This window comes from Paenibacillus sp. Marseille-P2973 (genome assembly GCF_018101095.1).
In the GTDB taxonomy this organism is placed as follows: domain Bacteria; phylum Bacillota; class Bacilli; order Paenibacillales; family Paenibacillaceae; genus Fontibacillus; species Fontibacillus vini.
Window position 1 is genome coordinate 128860 of record NZ_JAGQEH010000008.1, and the last position, 16347, is coordinate 145206.

The 16347-nt window shown below is 51.0% G+C and carries 18 protein-coding genes; 1 reads left to right on the plus strand and 17 read right to left on the minus strand.

What is annotated here, in order from left to right:
* Positions 1-86: 86 nt before the first annotated feature.
* The 16 genes from KB559_RS16700 to KB559_RS16775 all read right to left on the minus strand — a co-directional run bounded on the left by KB559_RS16700 (position 87) and on the right by KB559_RS16775 (position 14903).
* A complete protein-coding gene (locus KB559_RS16700; protein ID WP_211023081.1) occupies positions 87-1628 on the minus strand; it encodes a response regulator transcription factor in 1542 nt (513 codons plus the stop codon).
* A gap of 3 nt (positions 1629-1631) precedes the next feature.
* Positions 1632-3449: a sensor histidine kinase gene (locus KB559_RS16705; protein WP_211023082.1), complete on the minus strand. Its 1818-nt coding sequence runs from the start codon at positions 3447-3449 to the stop codon at positions 1632-1634.
* A gap of 15 nt (positions 3450-3464) precedes the next feature.
* Positions 3465-5012, minus strand: coding sequence for a response regulator (locus KB559_RS16710; RefSeq protein ID WP_211023083.1), 1548 nt, complete (start codon positions 5010-5012; stop codon positions 3465-3467).
* A gap of 258 nt (positions 5013-5270) precedes the next feature.
* Positions 5271-5747: a small multi-drug export protein gene (locus tag KB559_RS16715; RefSeq protein ID WP_211023084.1), complete on the minus strand. Its 477-nt coding sequence runs from the start codon at positions 5745-5747 to the stop codon at positions 5271-5273.
* Between the two features lie 28 nt (positions 5748-5775).
* Positions 5776-6759 carry an aldo/keto reductase gene (locus KB559_RS16720; RefSeq protein WP_211023085.1) on the minus strand — a complete coding sequence of 328 codons (984 nt, stop codon included), beginning with the start codon at positions 6757-6759 and terminating at the stop codon, positions 5776-5778.
* Positions 6760-6875: 116 nt separating this feature from the next.
* Positions 6876-7487, minus strand: a complete 612-nt coding sequence (locus KB559_RS16725; protein ID WP_211023086.1) for a flavin reductase family protein — start codon at positions 7485-7487, stop codon at positions 6876-6878.
* A gap of 30 nt (positions 7488-7517) precedes the next feature.
* Entirely contained in the window at positions 7518-8126 is a 609-nt protein-coding gene (locus KB559_RS16730) for an alpha/beta hydrolase (RefSeq protein ID WP_211023087.1), read from the minus strand.
* Positions 8123-9073, minus strand: a complete 951-nt coding sequence (locus KB559_RS16735; RefSeq protein ID WP_211023088.1) for a ring-cleaving dioxygenase — start codon at positions 9071-9073, stop codon at positions 8123-8125. Before KB559_RS16735 ends, KB559_RS16730 begins: the two co-directional genes overlap by 4 nt.
* Positions 9074-9086: 13 nt before the next feature.
* Positions 9087-9707, minus strand: coding sequence for a nitroreductase family protein (locus KB559_RS16740; RefSeq protein WP_211023089.1), 621 nt, complete (start codon positions 9705-9707; stop codon positions 9087-9089).
* A 22-nt stretch (positions 9708-9729) separates the two neighbouring features.
* Positions 9730-10131 carry a DoxX family protein gene (locus KB559_RS16745; protein WP_211023090.1) on the minus strand — a complete coding sequence of 134 codons (402 nt, stop codon included), beginning with the start codon at positions 10129-10131 and terminating at the stop codon, positions 9730-9732.
* A gap of 167 nt (positions 10132-10298) precedes the next feature.
* Positions 10299-10742, minus strand: a complete 444-nt coding sequence (locus KB559_RS16750; protein WP_211023091.1) for a MarR family winged helix-turn-helix transcriptional regulator — start codon at positions 10740-10742, stop codon at positions 10299-10301.
* A gap of 136 nt (positions 10743-10878) precedes the next feature.
* The gene (locus KB559_RS16755) at positions 10879-11646 is read right to left on the minus strand and encodes a GNAT family N-acetyltransferase (protein WP_211023092.1); all 768 of its coding nucleotides are present in this window, start codon (positions 11644-11646) and stop codon (positions 10879-10881) included.
* Positions 11647-11669: 23 nt separating this feature from the next.
* Positions 11670-12209 carry a GyrI-like domain-containing protein gene (locus KB559_RS16760; RefSeq protein WP_211023093.1) on the minus strand — a complete coding sequence of 180 codons (540 nt, stop codon included), beginning with the start codon at positions 12207-12209 and terminating at the stop codon, positions 11670-11672.
* Between the two features lie 53 nt (positions 12210-12262).
* Positions 12263-13261: a helix-turn-helix transcriptional regulator gene (locus tag KB559_RS16765; RefSeq protein ID WP_247681897.1), complete on the minus strand. Its 999-nt coding sequence runs from the start codon at positions 13259-13261 to the stop codon at positions 12263-12265.
* A 422-nt stretch (positions 13262-13683) separates the two neighbouring features.
* Positions 13684-14436, minus strand: coding sequence for an SDR family NAD(P)-dependent oxidoreductase (locus KB559_RS16770; RefSeq protein WP_211023094.1), 753 nt, complete (start codon positions 14434-14436; stop codon positions 13684-13686).
* 41 nt (positions 14437-14477) lie between these two features.
* Positions 14478-14903: a MarR family winged helix-turn-helix transcriptional regulator gene (locus tag KB559_RS16775; protein WP_211023095.1), complete on the minus strand. Its 426-nt coding sequence runs from the start codon at positions 14901-14903 to the stop codon at positions 14478-14480.
* Between the two features lie 253 nt (positions 14904-15156).
* On the opposite strand from KB559_RS16775, the gene KB559_RS16780 reads away from it, so the two are divergent.
* Complete coding sequence (locus tag KB559_RS16780) at positions 15157-15876, plus strand: 3-ketoacyl-ACP reductase (protein WP_211023096.1); 720 nt, start codon at positions 15157-15159, stop codon at positions 15874-15876.
* Between the two features lie 58 nt (positions 15877-15934).
* On the opposite strand, the gene KB559_RS16785 is transcribed toward KB559_RS16780, so the two are convergent.
* Positions 15935-16327 carry a heme-copper oxidase family protein gene (locus tag KB559_RS16785; RefSeq protein ID WP_211023097.1) on the minus strand — a complete coding sequence of 131 codons (393 nt, stop codon included), beginning with the start codon at positions 16325-16327 and terminating at the stop codon, positions 15935-15937.
* Between the last annotated feature and the right edge of the window lie 20 nt (positions 16328-16347).

Consider the following 16347-nt stretch of genomic DNA (forward strand, 5'->3'; position numbering starts at 1 on the left):
AAAGCCCTTTCATGTAACTTATCTTTATTGTAAAAGCGCTGCCAAACTGGAACTATATCGCAATTAAAGCATTACCCCTAAAAATATTAGTTCCTGTTTTTGAATTCATTTGGGGACATACCCATCCTTTTTTCGAACTGTTTTAAAAATTGGCCGTAATTGGCGTAACCTACTTTCTCTGCGATTTCACTGTTTTTTTGCCGATTTTGCTTAAGGTGTGTGACGGCTTCTTCGATCCGAAGGTTGTGGACGAACTCGTTAAAGCTAATGCCGTTCTTCCGCTGCAGAAGCTGCCCCAGGTATACCGGATGCAAATAGAAAACCTCCGACAGCCTTTTGATGGTCAGAGCTTCCCGGTAATGTCCGCGGATGTATTCATTGATCTCCTGAATAATGCCTTGCGACTTGAGCGACTGTTCGCGGTGCATCATTTGGATTGTATCCCTGCCGCAATTAAGCAGATGGCCCATTAAGTCATCCAGGAGAAGCACGGCGTCCGACAGCCCCGAAAGCAGAAGATTATATTTCGCTAACAGGGACTCGACCTGTTCCCCGTCCGATTCCCGTAAATACTCCATGATTTTGTACATCAAATGAATCACGATTTTCTTGACGATCTCCGGTACAATCTCCATCTCCCGGAAACTTCGCGCCGCCGATTCCACCGCCTCCTCAAAACCGGAGACATCCAGCAGATTCATCGCGCCCGCTATGCCGTCGATCAGCCGGATCTGGTCGTAGTCGTACTGAAATCGGCAGCTCCTGACCGCCTCATACTCCTTGATGGCGGCGTATGCAGGATCGTAAAAGTTATGAACGATTGCTTCTCTAGCCGTCCTATAGCAGTTTTGCAGATGGAACAGCGATGATTCGCCGGCCCCAACAGACATAAAGACGTGATAAGAGGAGTAGATCTGTGACAGCTCCCTTAAAATTTCCCACGATTCGTCCCTCTGTCCCCTTGCAGGATCATACCCGAAAACAATACCGAAGCAATGCATCTCAAGATCAATCAGATAAATACCTTCCCGATCGGACAACAACGAAGCCGCCGTTTCCCGTAGCTGCGAGTAGACCGGCGGATCGCATTTCACCAGGCAAAGATTCCAGGTCTCCCGGATGCCGGACAAACGTTCCAGAACCGTCAGCTCGCTCTGGGTAGGCGGCTCTTTGGTTACCAATTTCTTTAACAGGCCGACAGTTTCTTCATAAGAGGCAACTTGGCTGATCTGTTGGCGTTCGTATTCGTGCAGAATTTCCTGATAAACGGTCTGCAGCTCCTTCTCGGCTTCATCCTGGTCGATCGGTTTCAGTAAATAATGCAGGATGCCGAAGCTCATTGCTCTCCGCGCATAGTCAAATTCGCTGTATCCGCTCACTATGACAAAGTTGACCTTCCGATCACCGTTCTTCTGCCAAGCGCCGATCATTTCCAGTCCGTCCATCAGCGGCATATTCACATCGGTGACCACGAGGTCCGGCTTCAGCTCCTCAATGCTTCTTAAACCTTCGGCCCCGTTGCTGCAGGTGCCGCATATTTCAAACCCGAGCTTCTCCCAATCGATCCATAACTGCATGCCTTCCAACGCAGCGGGTTCATCATCGATCAAGATCACTTTAAAGCGCATGCTTTATTCCCCCTTGTCCAGTCCTTCTTGTTGGTTTAGTTGTTTGATGGGAATTTCAAAGGAGACCTCCGTTCCTTTATTCGGCTGGCTCACAATGTCAAAACGGACCAGATCGTCATAATAAAGCTCCAGTCTGCGGTACACATTCCGAATTCCGATGCTGTTGCCGGAGACATTCTCGCTGCGAACGGCAAGAATCATTTCTCTTAGCTTGACCGGCTCGATCCCCTTTCCGTTATCGGAAACGGCAATTCGAAGCCGACCGTCGGCGAGCTCCGCGCTGATCGTGATGATTCCCGCCTCGTCCACGGCCTGAATGCCGTGCTTGCAGGAATTTTCAACAAGCGGTTGAATGCTCATCTTCGGAATCTTGTAATGCAGCACATCCTCTGATATATCAAACCTGTATTCAAATTTATCCCTGAATCTGAACTTCTCGATCTTGAGATACATTTCGGTGAACAGGATCTCTTCCTCCAGGGTCACCAGATCTTCCTTCCAGCTAAGCAGTCTCCGGAGCAGCTTGGACAGGCTCTTGATAATATCCGTAACTTCGGAATACTCGTATTTCGTACAGACGACGAGAATTGCATTCAGCGTGTTGAACAGAAAGTGCGGATTCATCTGGCTTTGCAGGAAATTCAACTCCGCCCGTACCCGCTCCATCTCCAGGCTTTTCTTCTGAATCTCCAATTTATAAACATTGTTGATCAGGGAGTTGATCCGCGCGGTCATCATATTGAAATTCTGAATCAATCCGCCGATCTCGTCGCGGCCTTCATCGATCCGAATCAGGTCGAACTTCTCGTTCGTGACCTTCTGCATGTGCCGGGACAGCCTCTTCACCCGGTAATTATAAGATCTAAGCATGATATAAATAAAAACGGACGTAAACAACGTAATTACCGCGGCAAGCACGCCGATCGATACTTGCATTTCGAACATGGCCTTCGCCACTCTCTTGCCTTGTGGGACGCCGACCAGCTTCCAGCCCTTTACGTACCGGGCCGTACCGATAGACACCGTACGAACGTCTTTATCCTTCTGATCGCCGGTTAACTGAAATAACGGATAGTTATCGGTAACTTCCCGCTGATAGCCGCTCTCTGCCGACATAATGATTTCGTTATGTTCGTTGACCAAGTACAGATCCAAGTACTTCTGCTCCCGGACAATTACGTCATAAATTTTACTGAGGTCGATATCGATACGAAGCAATTTGAAATATCTATCGTAAACGTCGAAGTAATCCAATTCCTCGATCACGCTTAAATAAGGGACCGTTGAGGTCCGGTTACTCACTTCGGTTGCCCGGTAGGCGGCCACCAGAACCGGGTCGCTGGATTCATTCCATAACCGGTACCAATCGCTGTTTCGAACCTCATCATCAATCACATGGTAATTGCCCCCCGACACGATCGTGGGATTGTTCGTGTAGATGCCGATCCGTTGGAGCTGATTGTTTACCGGAATATAGCTGCTTACCCGGTTGCGAAGCTGTTCATCGAACGTCTCGTAGAAATCCACCTCGGATTTATAAGTCCGGTCCATCATTTCATAGAGCGTCTTATCCGTATTCAGGGCATGGCTGACGGCCACTCCGCCGTCCATGAAATCATGGATGTCCTTTCTGGCCCGTTCCAGCGAGATTTCAAGGTTCTGCTGCTCCCGAGCCTTAATGAGGTCAGACATGCGGTTCATCACAACGAGATTAATAATGATAATGGGCAGCAGTACGCCGATCAGGTAAATCAGAATAAATTTATAATTCAAGGGTATGTCGTTTACAATTTTTCTGAACTTGAATCGCCTCTTCAACATTTGCGCACCATCCTGCTATTGATCTGCCTGTTTCTTCTCAGCCTCGTGTTTATATGCCGAAGGCAGCATCCCGGTGCTGCTCTTAAATTTGCTAATAAAATAATCCGTATTCGGATAGCCCACCTGCAGCGCAACCTCGGATATTTTGATCTGCGTTCGCTTGAGCAGACTTTTCGCTTCCTCAATCCGCTTCTCATTCAGATATTCGTTGAACGGCTTGCCGGTTTCTTTCTTGAATAATTGCCCCAGATAAGTGGCGTTCATATGAAAATGTTTAGCCAGGTCCTGAAGCTGCAGCTTGTTCTTGTATTCCCGTTCCACGTATTGGATGACATGAAAAATCGTGTTGTTCTCATTTTGCAGGTCTAGCCGGGAAAGGAGCGAGGCCGCCTCCAGACATAGAGCTTGCACGTACTTCTTCAGGCCGGGATAGTTGTCTATGCCTGTCAAGCTGCCGTACTGTTCCCACATGCTTTTCATTAAAGCATCGGGTTCCCCGTTCTTGGCCGCAACCCGATTGCACAGCGTCAGCTCCAGATCGGCAATATGGGACTTGGCGATTTCGATGCTGTACAGCCCGGATACAAAAAAGGCCTGTAATTCATCAACCAGACAGCGAATCTTGTCCTTATCATCAGCAAGCACCTTTTCGATCAGCTGCTTTACTTTCTCTTTGAAGATATCGTCCGCTCCTGCCGGTTGTTTGCAATATTTATAGTAAAAGACGCCCTCTTTGCCATGACTGCGCTTACATTTAACGACCTCCAGCGCCTGCAAATACAATTCCCGAATGGACGGGATTCCGTCCCGTGAATCGCTAAACGTTATAATGACAGGCCGATTCAAATCGGCGGAAAGCTCCCTGTGCATCCGCAGGCCAATTTCCTCCAGGCGCGCCGAAGAGTAAACATCCACCGGGAGGATCACCCCGACTCTTCCCGCGCTGTCCAGAAACGACCGGTCCCTCTCTTTCGAGAAATATTCCCGTACCCGATGTCTTAAATCATCCGTACCAGGAACGGCTTCAATCAGTACGCAGGTTAGCTTGGCTCCAGGCTCCAAATCCAGCGAGCGTACCGCCTGCCGTTCCAAATTCTCGTTATATTCCCCTTGGATGAACCGGTTCAGGAGATTATTCGTGAACAGGAACTGCACGCGGCTCTGGTTCTGTTCCGTGGCAAGCTCCTCCCGGATCGTTCTCCCTACCCGCTCCAATATAGTTCCGATCTCTTCCTCGTCGATCGGCTTAAGCAAATACTCCGTAACCTTGTGTCTCATTGCTGTAAGGGCGTAGTTGAAATTGTCATACCCGCTTAATATGACAAATTTGGGTGGCCGTGTCAGCGTCTTGTTGGATTGTTCCACAAGCTCCAAGCCGCTCAGAACAGGCATATTGATGTCGGTAACGACAAGCTCAGGCCGCAGTTCCTGGATCATCTTGAGCGCATCGGGCCCGTTCAGAGCTTCCCCGCATACCTGAAACCCGTGAGTCTCCCAATTCACCATGGTGCGGAGTCCCTCCAGCACCCAGGGCTCATCATCTACCAAAAGCACATTCATCATTTTTTATCCGCCCCTTCAGTTGAACTTTTCAATTCCCATGAAAGCGTACTCACAAGTTAATGCTACCATACTTGTATGGTAGTGAAAACTAAAACATGCAGCGAACCTGGCTGGAGGAAGGCACCTTTTGGTTCGTCAGGCACCAAGAATATACAAAATGGCGGTGCATAGATTATCTATATCTCCATAGCACCGCCATTTGATTTTCTTTATTTACTTTTCGGTAAGCCTATGGTTTGCGCTCATCGGGTCATGCGGTCAGATCCAGTTAATATAACTGAATCCATACACGGACCCCAGCGTCATGATGACCGTCCAAACCGCCAGGCTGACACCCATCCAGCCGATCACCCGGGTGCGTGAGGAGCCGAAGGTCAACGCCATCAAAGCCGCAAGATCCGTGCCTACGAGCACCGGCGCCAGCAGCGCCAACCCCGGAAGACCAAAGCGCTCCCACAGGTTCTTCGCTCTCGTCTCCCTTTTGCTCTCCTCAACAATTCCCTTCTTCAACCTTCGCTTATCCCGCCAATTCCGGTAAGTATGAAATAGTAGTCCCAGCAGTACGATCATGATAAAGTTGCCTGCAAAACCGACGACCGCGACGGCGACAGGCGATAACCCCCATACAATACCGGCCGGAACGACGATAAATACATCCAGCCAAGGCGCCGCCGCCAACAAGAATAGCGCGACGTATTGCCAGATTCCGTCCGTCTGTTCTGCCCATTCCAGCATTCGTTTCTCTCACTCCCTCTTGTATATCTTAATATGCTCCGCGAATATGCTCTGCCACCTGGCTGAGATAATAATCACGTAAGCGTTCCAGTTCTTCAGGAGTAAAAGACGGTACCTCCAGCGTACCCAAATTGTCTTCGACCTGGCGAACGTTCTTGAAGCCCGGGATCACACAGCTGACTTCCGGATGATCCAGAATCCAGCGCATCGAAGCGCGGGCCATGTCGCCCCGGCCTTCGGCGATCCAGGACAACCCGGATGCCAGCTCCACGCCCTTGGCAAACGGCAGCCCCGCGAACGTCTCGCCCACATTGAATGCCTCGCCGTTGGCGTTAAAGTTCCGGTGATCGTTCGAATTGAACGTCGTCTCCTTCGTAAACTTGCCGGTCAGCAGCCCGCTGGCCAGCGGCAATCGGACAAGAATGCCGACCCCCGACTGCTCGGCCTTAGGAAGCAGCTGCTCGGCCGGCTTTTGCCGGAACAGGTTAAAGATCACCTGCAGCGCCTTCACGCCGGGAACATCAAGACAGAATAACCCTTCCTCCACCGTCTCGACGCTCACGCCGTAATGGCGTATTTTGCCTTCGGCCTGAAGCTTATCCAATTCCTCAAACACCCGGCCATCCTTCAATATTTCAAAAGGAGGACAATGAATTTGGTACAAATCGATGCGCTCCCGTTGCAAGCGCTTTAAACTGCGTTCGCAATACTCACGGATCGAAGCTTCGGAGTAGGTGCGGGGGTCATGAATGTCTCCTGCCCGGCAGAACTTGGTGGCGATATGTACTTCGTCTTCCTTGCCCTTGGTCGCCTTCGCCAGCAGCTCCTCCGCATGACCTCCGCCGTAAACGTCCGCGGTATCGAAGAAATTGACGCCCTGGCCAATGGCATAATCAAGGCCCCGCAGCGCCTCGGCATCATCCGAGCCTCCCCAGTCTCCGCCAATTCCCCACGTCCCGAAACTGACCTCGCTGATCTTCAGCCCTGTATTTCCCAATGTCCGATACTTCATCTGTCTTCCCTCCTGATTTAAATCTTCATAATTTAAAGCTCGTTCTCTATGAGATTAATCAAAAAAACGTTTTCCTGCAACCACGGCTACAGGAAAACGCTGCTTGACTTACAATCTTATTCCGGCCGGCGAATGGAGAAGACCGGCCCAAGGGCGGCGTAATCGTTGCCCGCGAGCCGGCTTATCGCCTTCAGCTCCGCGGCAGTAATCCGCCCGCCCTCATACACGGATTCGGCGATATGGAAGCGGACCACCCGCCCGATCAGCAGATCGGCCGCCGGGTGCTCCGCCGTGCCGCCGAGCTGAATCGCCCGTTCCAGCACGCATTCCATCCGGACCTTCGCCTCGGCGACGCCCGGAACCGGAATGCTCTCGCTCGGAACCGGTGTTAATCCCGCCAAGGCGATCTCGCTCTCATCCGGAGGCAGCGCGGCCGCCGCCTCATTGATCTGCTCGATGTTGGACTCATCCGAGATGTGAACGACGAAGGCGCCCAGCTCCATCGCATTCCGGGCCGTGTCCTTGGGGAGACCCTGTTTGCGCTGGACCGATACCGAAATCATCGGCGGGTCGGCCGTCACGATGTTGAAATAGCTGAATGGCGCCGCATTTAACACGCCGGTCCCGGACAGCGTAGTTACAAACGCAACGGGTCTAGGGATGATGCTGCCCGTCAACAGCTTGTAATTGTCCCGCTCGCTTTGCAGATTCGGATCGATGGATAGCATGGTGGATTCACTCCTTACGGTACGGTTACGTTACGAAAAAGTCCGTTGGTACCAGGCCGATGCGGCGTCGATTTCCGATCCGGTCAACTGGTGGCCGGTGGACTCCCAATGGAGGTTGACGACAGCTCCCGCTTCGCTCAACAACTGTTCCAGATCTTCCGATTCCTGCGGCGGACAGATCGGGTCATTGCGTCCAGCTCCCATAAACACGGGCACTCCCGAGAGATCCGGCAGTTGAATGCCCCGACGCGGCACCATCGGATGGTGCAGAATCGCCCCGCGCAGCGCATCGCTATAATGGAACAGCAGGCTTCCGGCGATATTCGCGCCATTGGAGTAGCCGACGGCCACCAGGTTGCGGCGGTTAAAACCGTAAGTTTCGGCCGCCTCATCCAGGAAATCATAGAGCTCCTTCGTGCGGAGCACGAGATCCTCCTCATCGAATACACCCTCCGCCAGCCGTTTGAAGAAGCGCGGCATGCCGTTCTCCAGCACATTCCCCCGGATGCTGAGCACCGAGGATTGCGGCGAGATCATCCCGGCCAACGGAAGCAGGTCCCGTTCCGTTCCGCCGGTACCATGCAGAAGCACCAGCACCGGCGCTTCCGCATTGGTTCCTTGCTGATAAATATGCTTCATTCCTTATCCTCCTTCAATATACGAACCTCGATCGGTTCCAAGTTCGCTTCGATCAGCGCCCGCTGTTCCTCGTACCAATCCGGCAGCATCAGCTTCTCGCCAAGCTTATCTGCAGGTTCATCCCGGGCAAATCCCGGCGGATCGGTGGCAATTTCAAACAGGATGCCTCCTTCCTCACGGAAGTATACGGCATTGAAATACTGGCGGTCGACAATCGGCGTGACATGATACCCGAGGCTCGCCAATTTATTTCTCCAAGCGACGTGATCCCCGTCATCCTTGGCTCTCCAGGCGATATGATGGACGGTTCCGGCACCACCGGCACCGTATTCCATGGGCTGGATGTTGATATCGATAATATTACCTAAATTCCCCTCCGATTTAAATCGTGCATAGGACCCTTCTTGTCCTATTTTTTCCATCCCGAGCTCTTGCTCCAGAAGATGGGCCGTTTTTTCGGGCGACACGCTGTAAAGGACAGCTCCCCCAAACCCTTTAATCGCTTTATCGACAGGGACGCCGCCGAACGCCCAAGTGCTTGCGGGGCCTTCCGCCCGTTCAACAAGCTCCAACAGCAATCCGGAGTTGTCCCGGAAAAGCAAGGTTTTCTCGGAGAAACGTTCTCTTGTTTCGACGGACACATGAAATTTCAGCAATCGTTGATGCCAGAAATCAAGAGTATCCTCTGGTACGGCATAGGTGGTAACCCCGACCTGACCTCCCCCGATCCGGCCACGCCGCGATCCCGGCGCCGGGAAGAATGTAATGATGGTGCCCGGGCTTCCCTTCTCATCGCCAAAATACAGATGATATACCTCCGGAGCATCAAAGTTTATAGTTTTTTTAACGAGGCGCAAACCAAGCACCCCTGAATAGAAATCGACGGTTTCCTGAGCATTTTGTACAAAAGCGGTAACGTGATGAATTCCTGCTGTGCGTTGTGACATATTGTTTTCCTCCTTATAGGTATTTAACGAATTCGGCGACCGGCTTCCGGTAGCCGCGCGGACGCTGACTGGATGTGTCTTCTTTGCCAATGGCGACAAGCATGACCGGCACGTAATCACTCGGAATCTCCAGTGCTTCTCTCAAAGCATCCGGATCAAATCCGATCATCGGACAAGTATCCCAACCCAGCTCCTTGGCAATCAGCATCATCTGCATTGCGGACAGGCTGGCGTTGCGAATCGCATCCTCCCGTTGGAACGTCTCTCCCCGCTCCTCGTAGAATGCGAGCGTCGATTCAACCGTCATATCATATTCTTGTTTATTGATGACTCCTAAATTCAACAGCCCTTCATTTAACGCAGCTACGTCCTTGTAAGCCTTAGGATCTCCCAGAACGGCGATCACGGCGGATGCGGTACGCACCTTATATTGTTTATTGGCGACTTCGTATACTTTTTCCTTAAGCTCCGGGTCCTTGACCACGACATAACGGGTATGCTGCAAATTGAATGCCGAAGGCGCGTACTTGACCAGATTGAAGATCGTATCCAGATCCTGCTCCGGGATTTCCACGTCTTTCAAAAATTTGTTGGCCGACCGGCGTTTTTTTACTAAATCAATAAATTCGCTCATTTCACAGTCTCCTCTTTCCGAATTAGAACAACAGAGCGTCCAGCGAGTAATCGCCGGCACCGATCAAAGCTACGCCAAGGGCAACCGCGATAATGAGCAAGTTGTATTCATACCCGTTCGCCGTGGACCAGTATCCGTTCTTGCCGTGCACCGTAACGATCGCCATGATCATCGTAATCACAATCAACGCAGCGCCGAGAGGAGTAAGCAATCCCGCCGCGAACAGCAGCCCGCCGATAAATTCTCCAGCTCCAGCCATTACGGCCATCAGCACCCCGGGCTTCAATCCCAGCGATTCCATCCATCCCCCTGTCCCCTTCGGACCGTAGCCGCCAAACCAACCGAACAGCTTTTGCGCCCCATGCGCCATAAAAGACAACCCGACCACCAACCGTAAAATCAACAAGCCCAATGCTATACTCATCATTCATTTCTCCTTTGATTATAATTTTAAATAAAGAATCTTGATATTAAGATATATGATCTAAAAAGAGTCCCCAAGCCTTCCTTCCTCCGGGCCAATCCCGGCTCTGTATCGACTCGGGGTTCGTGTTTTTTTTCTAATCGACTCACCCGCTAACCCGCCGGCCGCTATTTGAAGCCCTCCTGGGCATACTTCCCCAGCTTTTTCAGCAGGTCTGAAGCGATCTTCTTCTCTTCTGCATTCAGTCCCTCAGTTGCCTTAGCGATCACTTCCGCATGCTTGGGAAATACCTCTTCAATGAATCTCGAGCCTTCCTCCGTGATTTCGGCAAAGGTCTGGCGGCGATCTTCCTCACAAGCTCTTCTGCGAACATAGCCTTTCTTCTCCAGCTTGTCGACGACATAAGTAATGTTGCCGCTGCTCATAAGTACTTTACCGCCGATTTGCTGAATCGGCTGAGAGCCTTTATGGTAGAGCAGTTCCAAAACGCCGAATTCCGTACGGGTTAAACCGTGCTGCCGGATATCCCGGTCCGTATGGGCATTCACCCATTGGCTGGCCCGCGATAAGGCGATATGAAGATTCAGGGCATCCTCCTGATTATAAGTCATGCTGCATTCCTCCTTTGCGTATGCTCAGCGTTTATCTCAATTTGTTTTATCTCGATGTCATTTATCTTGATATTAAGATAATTTATTTTCGGTCTATTGTCAAGCGCTATTTAAAAAAAGAAGCCTAAGCGGCTAATTATTGATCCCCGCCAGGCATCCCATCAAGCATCCGTTCGAACTTTCCCCGGCTCATCATTTCATGGCTGACATACTGTCCATTATAGAAGAAGGCGAAGGTCGTCCACGGTACCGGTGCCCGCTGCGCTTCCTCCCTGGATTTCAAGAGATGCGCACAAAAGGGAATTCCTCGTTCTGCTGCTGTATCTCTCCATTCTTGCAATACGCCGAAGGCAAACGGGCACTGTTGCGTATAGTAAACGACGATCCCGGGTTGATCCACGGCAAGCGACCTGGCCTCCTGGCGAAAAAGCGGCTGCGGCGCGGAATCGTTCCATTGCAGCACGGCCAATTGATAGTAAGGGCCTGCCTCGTCAACGATCCGAAAGCCATGGTGCAGGAAAAACTTGCGTTCGCTCAAATAAGGCATTTTTTTGCCGGCAAGCACATGCACAATCCCGTCCATCCCCCTGTTCCGGGCATCTTCAATGCAATGCTCCAAAAGACGGCGTCCATAGCCCTGACCTTTATATTTTCCACTAACCCACAAACAATTAATCATCATAAAATTGGGGGCATCCACAGGAACCCATGCCGCTTCAGCCGGAAGATATTCGATGAACACTTTGGCACGCTCATTTAACCTGTAGAAGACGAGACCTTCAGCCATCCGGTCCTTCAGCCAGCTTTTTTTGCCGCTTACCGCTTCTTCATAAGCTTTGGCGCCCAAGGCGCAGCAAATATGCTCCGTCTCCAGCAGCTCCGGCGTCATGGTCATGAATTCCATGCTTAGTCCTCCCTTATCCAAGCTTAGGATTGTACTGCAATATATATCGAAACGACCGCATTCCCGGGATCGAAGTCCCTCAAGTCGTAAAGCTCATAATCTCCGGTAAAAGCCCGCTTTTCCTGCGCATCCTCAAAATAAGCCCATATCCGTCCCCAAGCTTCCGCCACTACGGTTTGTACCGGACCCCTGCGGGTCTCGAATACGATAAATTCGGAGGCCGGTATAACGGCTTGCAGCAAGCCGCTCTTAGTGAGATCGGTGTATTCAATTCCGGACTCGTGCAGCTCTTGATCCCCAGCTTTCTCTGTCCCTTGCTCATGACCGATGATCACCGTGTATGCTCCCGAAGCGTCGCTCTCATAATCGGTATAAAGCGCATAGAGCGTATTATTTCCCGTTCCGTTCTCTCCGGCAGCCGCCGCGATGATCTCCCTCTCCCGAAAATAACGGTCCCACAACTCCGGAAGGCGTCCATTCGGCCCTGCTTCCTCCGCATTCGTCGTCCGTACGCTGATCCCGGTCAGTCTGATATCTTTTTGTTGAACATAGGTTTTTGGCATCTTATATAGTCTCCCTTCATTCCTACGCCCATTGTAATTCGGGAATGTGGACATCAGTATGTCCAGTTAGAAATCGGAGGATCGCTCTCATACAGCCGGACAATCCGCTCCGCCCGCAATTTCATTTCCTGTACCAGCGAACCGGGGGTCAACACCCTGACCAGATCGCCAAAACTGAGCAGCATGGAGTAAAACCACTCATCCCGGGAAAACACCCCTTGGACAAGGATATTCCCGTCCTCCTGCAGTCGAATCTGTTCCGGGAGAAACACGTCCCCTATGCGGTAGCGGGCTTCGGGCCGAAAGATCAGACTCACCTCGCACTCATCTTTGCGGGACCAGGCCGGATCCCAGCTATAACCGTCCAATACGGGAGCCTCGCGAGGATTAAAGCACTCCTGCAACAAGGAAAATTCCATGACCCGCGAAAGGCGGAACACTCGAAAATCACCGCGCATCCGGCAATAAGCCTGCAGGTACCATACCGAGCCTTTCATAATTAAGGATGCCGGCTCAACGACGCGGATATGTTCAGTTCCGTCCTGATGTATGTAAATTAAGCGGACCAATCGCTTGTCCACAATCGCCTGTCTTAACATGGCAACGTTTTGCTTTATCGCCGGCCCTTGACCCCAGGGTTGAAAGTCAAAAACCAGTTCGGAACCGCCGGACTCCCAGGCGGTCTTCCCGGAAGGCTGCAACAGGGCTTTGAATTTCTCAAGCAGATCCGCATAAGTCCGGTCCTCTAACGCTTGGCTTGCCCCTCTGAGGGCCGCAAGCAGCGAGGCGATCTCCCCTTGCGAGACCAAGTGCCGGTCCAGCGTATATCGATCCATGATCTCAAAACCGCCGGCCGTCCCTTGCAGGGCCGTTACGGGAATTCCCGCCAGGCTTAGGGTTTCCATATCTCTATAAATTGTCTTGACGGACACCTCGAACCGTTCGGCGAGCTCTCTGGCGCTCATCCGCCCCCGGTTCAGCAGCAGGACCGTCATGGCTAACAAGCGTTCCGTTTTCACCTCAGTATGCACCTTCTCTACTCGGGTACTCAATCATGTCATGAAATCATGTCACGAATCATGGCGTGAACTTACACCCTTTAATTTCGTCCCTTGATGGCTGAAATCCTATTTGAGATTAACATTTAACTGTATTTCCTCCAGCTAATTTGTTTCTAAATGGGGTAGGGGGCTAATTTAGCTGGAAAAGATGCATCTAATTTGGCCCTGTTGCACAATATTCCATATAATCCGAGAAAATAGCTGGAGGTTTTACAGTTAATTCAGTGAATTTGATGATAACTGCGGAATTAGCTGGAGGTTTTACAGTTATTTATATTTAATACCGTGCGCCAGCACCAGCCTCAATATAAACTTACATTTTCTAACCTTACACATCCTGTATTTATTAAAAAAGAAAGAACCCGGCACCTATGCCGGGTTCTTATCCCATAAAAGTATATATCGTAATTCATTTACTTGGCCGTGTAACCGCCATCGATCGGAAGCTCGATTCCGGTAATGTACGAGGACTCGTCCGAAGCCAGGAACAGCACGCCGGCAGCAATGTCTTCCGCCAAACCAAGACGCGGAAGCGGAGTTACGGAGTTGAACCAGGCTTTCATCTTCTCGTCCTTCATCAAGCCTTCTGTCATCGGAGTTTGAATAATCCCCGGATGCACCGAGTTGGCGCGGATGTTGTGTTTCGCAAAGTCTACGGCCGTCGCCTTCGTCAGCATGCGGACAGCCCCTTTACTTGCGGTGTACGGGCCTGCCCCGTTGCCGCCGGTCAAGCCGGCGATCGAGGAAATGTTGACGATCGAACCGCCGCCGCCTTCGATCATATGCGGAATTACATATTTTTGACCCAAGAACACGCTCTTGATATTAATATCCATAACTTTGTTCCAGAGCTCGACCGTAGTATCCATCATTGGGGTAGGACTGGAGATGCCTGCATTGTTGACCAGAATGTCGATCTTGCCAAACTTAGCGATCGCTTCTTCTACTACACGCTTCCAGTCTTCTTCGGAAGTGACGTTGTGAACTACGCCGAGAGCCTCACCGCCATTTTGATTGATTTCTTCCGCTGCGGCCAGAATCTTTTCTTCCTGGATATCCGTAATGACTACCTTGGCACCCTCTTTGGCAAAAAGAAGCGCATCGGCCAATCCCATGCCGCCGGCGGCACCCGTAATGATTGCTACTTTATTATCTAATCTTCCCATGTTCAGTTCCTCCTGATGAGTTATTTCGAATCTTTTGGTTTTCATTTTGAATCCGAATCCGGATCCTGGCTTTGGATGTGTTGAAAGCTGTCGATCATCTTCTGGTAAGATGCCAATAACAAATCCAGCTCCTGCTCCGTAAAGTTGGACCACATTTGCTGAGTAAGCTCTTTATATCTGGCCACAAGCCGCCTTTCGACTTCCCGGCCCTGATCCGTTAAATGCAGATTTACGCTCCGCCTGTCCGCATCGGATGTCCTCCGTTCAAGGTACCCTTTGCGAACTAATTTATTCGTTAGATTCGTTATGGCAGGCAAAGTTACGTCCAGCTCTTCCGCCAATTCCGAGCTATTGCGCTGCCCGGTACCGCTTAAAATCTGCAGAATCAGATACTGCTGAGCAGTAACATCGGGATCGAGCAGTTTACCGTACGAAACGACAAACTTGGTCATCTGCTGCGATAACATGAACGAAAGTAAATCGCCCTTTTCCAGCCTCGATCACCTCTATCTTTAAATAATAATTATTAGCTTTTAATAGTTAATACCTCTTAACTATTATGCTCTAATGATACTTCTGATATACATAAGAGTCAAGAATCTGTCAGAAACTGCCTTGGTTATCGTCCGGCATCGTTCCTTGAATAGAATTTCAGTCGGGCAATCCATTATAATGGAGGAGCAGCAATGAATCGAAATCAATTATCCAGGAGGTAAAAGAATGGAACTTCAAAATAAGAAAGCCATTATTACGGGAGCGGGCAAGGGAATCGGTAAAGCGCTGGCCATCGCGCTCGCTAAGGAAGGCGTACATCTCGGCTTGATCGCTCGGACAACTGCGGATTTGGAGACTCTGCAGCAACAGCTTGGCAGCGAGTACGGGATTAAAGTACATATCGCCTCCGCCGATATCTCCGAACAAAGCGAAGCGACTTCCGCTGTTTCGAAGCTGATTGAAGAACTCGGTTCTATAGACATTCTGATCAACAATGCGGGGATCGCCAAGTTCGGCACCTTGGCGGAAATGGATCCGGCTGACTGGGAACGGATTATCCGGGTCAACCTAATGGGGACCTATCATGTAACCCGCGCCGCCCTGCCGCATATGCTTGAACAACAAAGCGGAGATATCATCAATGTCGCCTCAACGGCCGGAGAACGCGGATTTGCAACCGGCTCGGCTTATTGCGCTTCCAAATTCGCGCTGCTCGGGATGACCGAATCGCTGATGCAGGAAGTCCGCAAATCCAACATCCGTGTCGTGGCTCTTACGCCAAGCACGGTGAATACGGAACTGGCCGTAAACACCGGCCTCAAGATCGGGGATGAGGACCGGATGATGCAGCCGGAAGATGTGGCTGAACTGGCATTGGCTACCCTCAAACTGCCGAAGCGGGTGTTCGTTAAGACCGCGGGCATTTGGACCACCAATCCGCAATAAAAATAACGCCCGCCGTCCAAAGCCATGGACGGCGGGCATTTTTAAAAGTGCTTTCCCTTTATTTACGGATGCCGGCCCGAGGTCCGACATTCATAAATACATTGATGGCGAACAAAATTACGCTCACCACCACCAGTGTCGCTCCGATCGGGATGATCGACTCGAACGATGTCTTGCCTTCCAGTACAAAAGCAAGGCCGATCATCATAATCGGTAAACCGATCGAATGGGCCCAGAACTGGATCTTGCCTAGTACACTTGCCGCCGCTCTTGGAAATAACCAATAAATAACGCCTGCTAGCGCAAACGAAGCCCAGCCCAGCAGATTAAGATGAGCGTGTACCCCGGTCAACGTGTAATCATGGGCTATGGACATGTACATCCCTAGCAGCACCCCGATTACAAAGTAAACAACCGAAACTTTAATATACGTGACTCCCGTGATCGTCATGTGCGCCTGCCTCCTCTTTT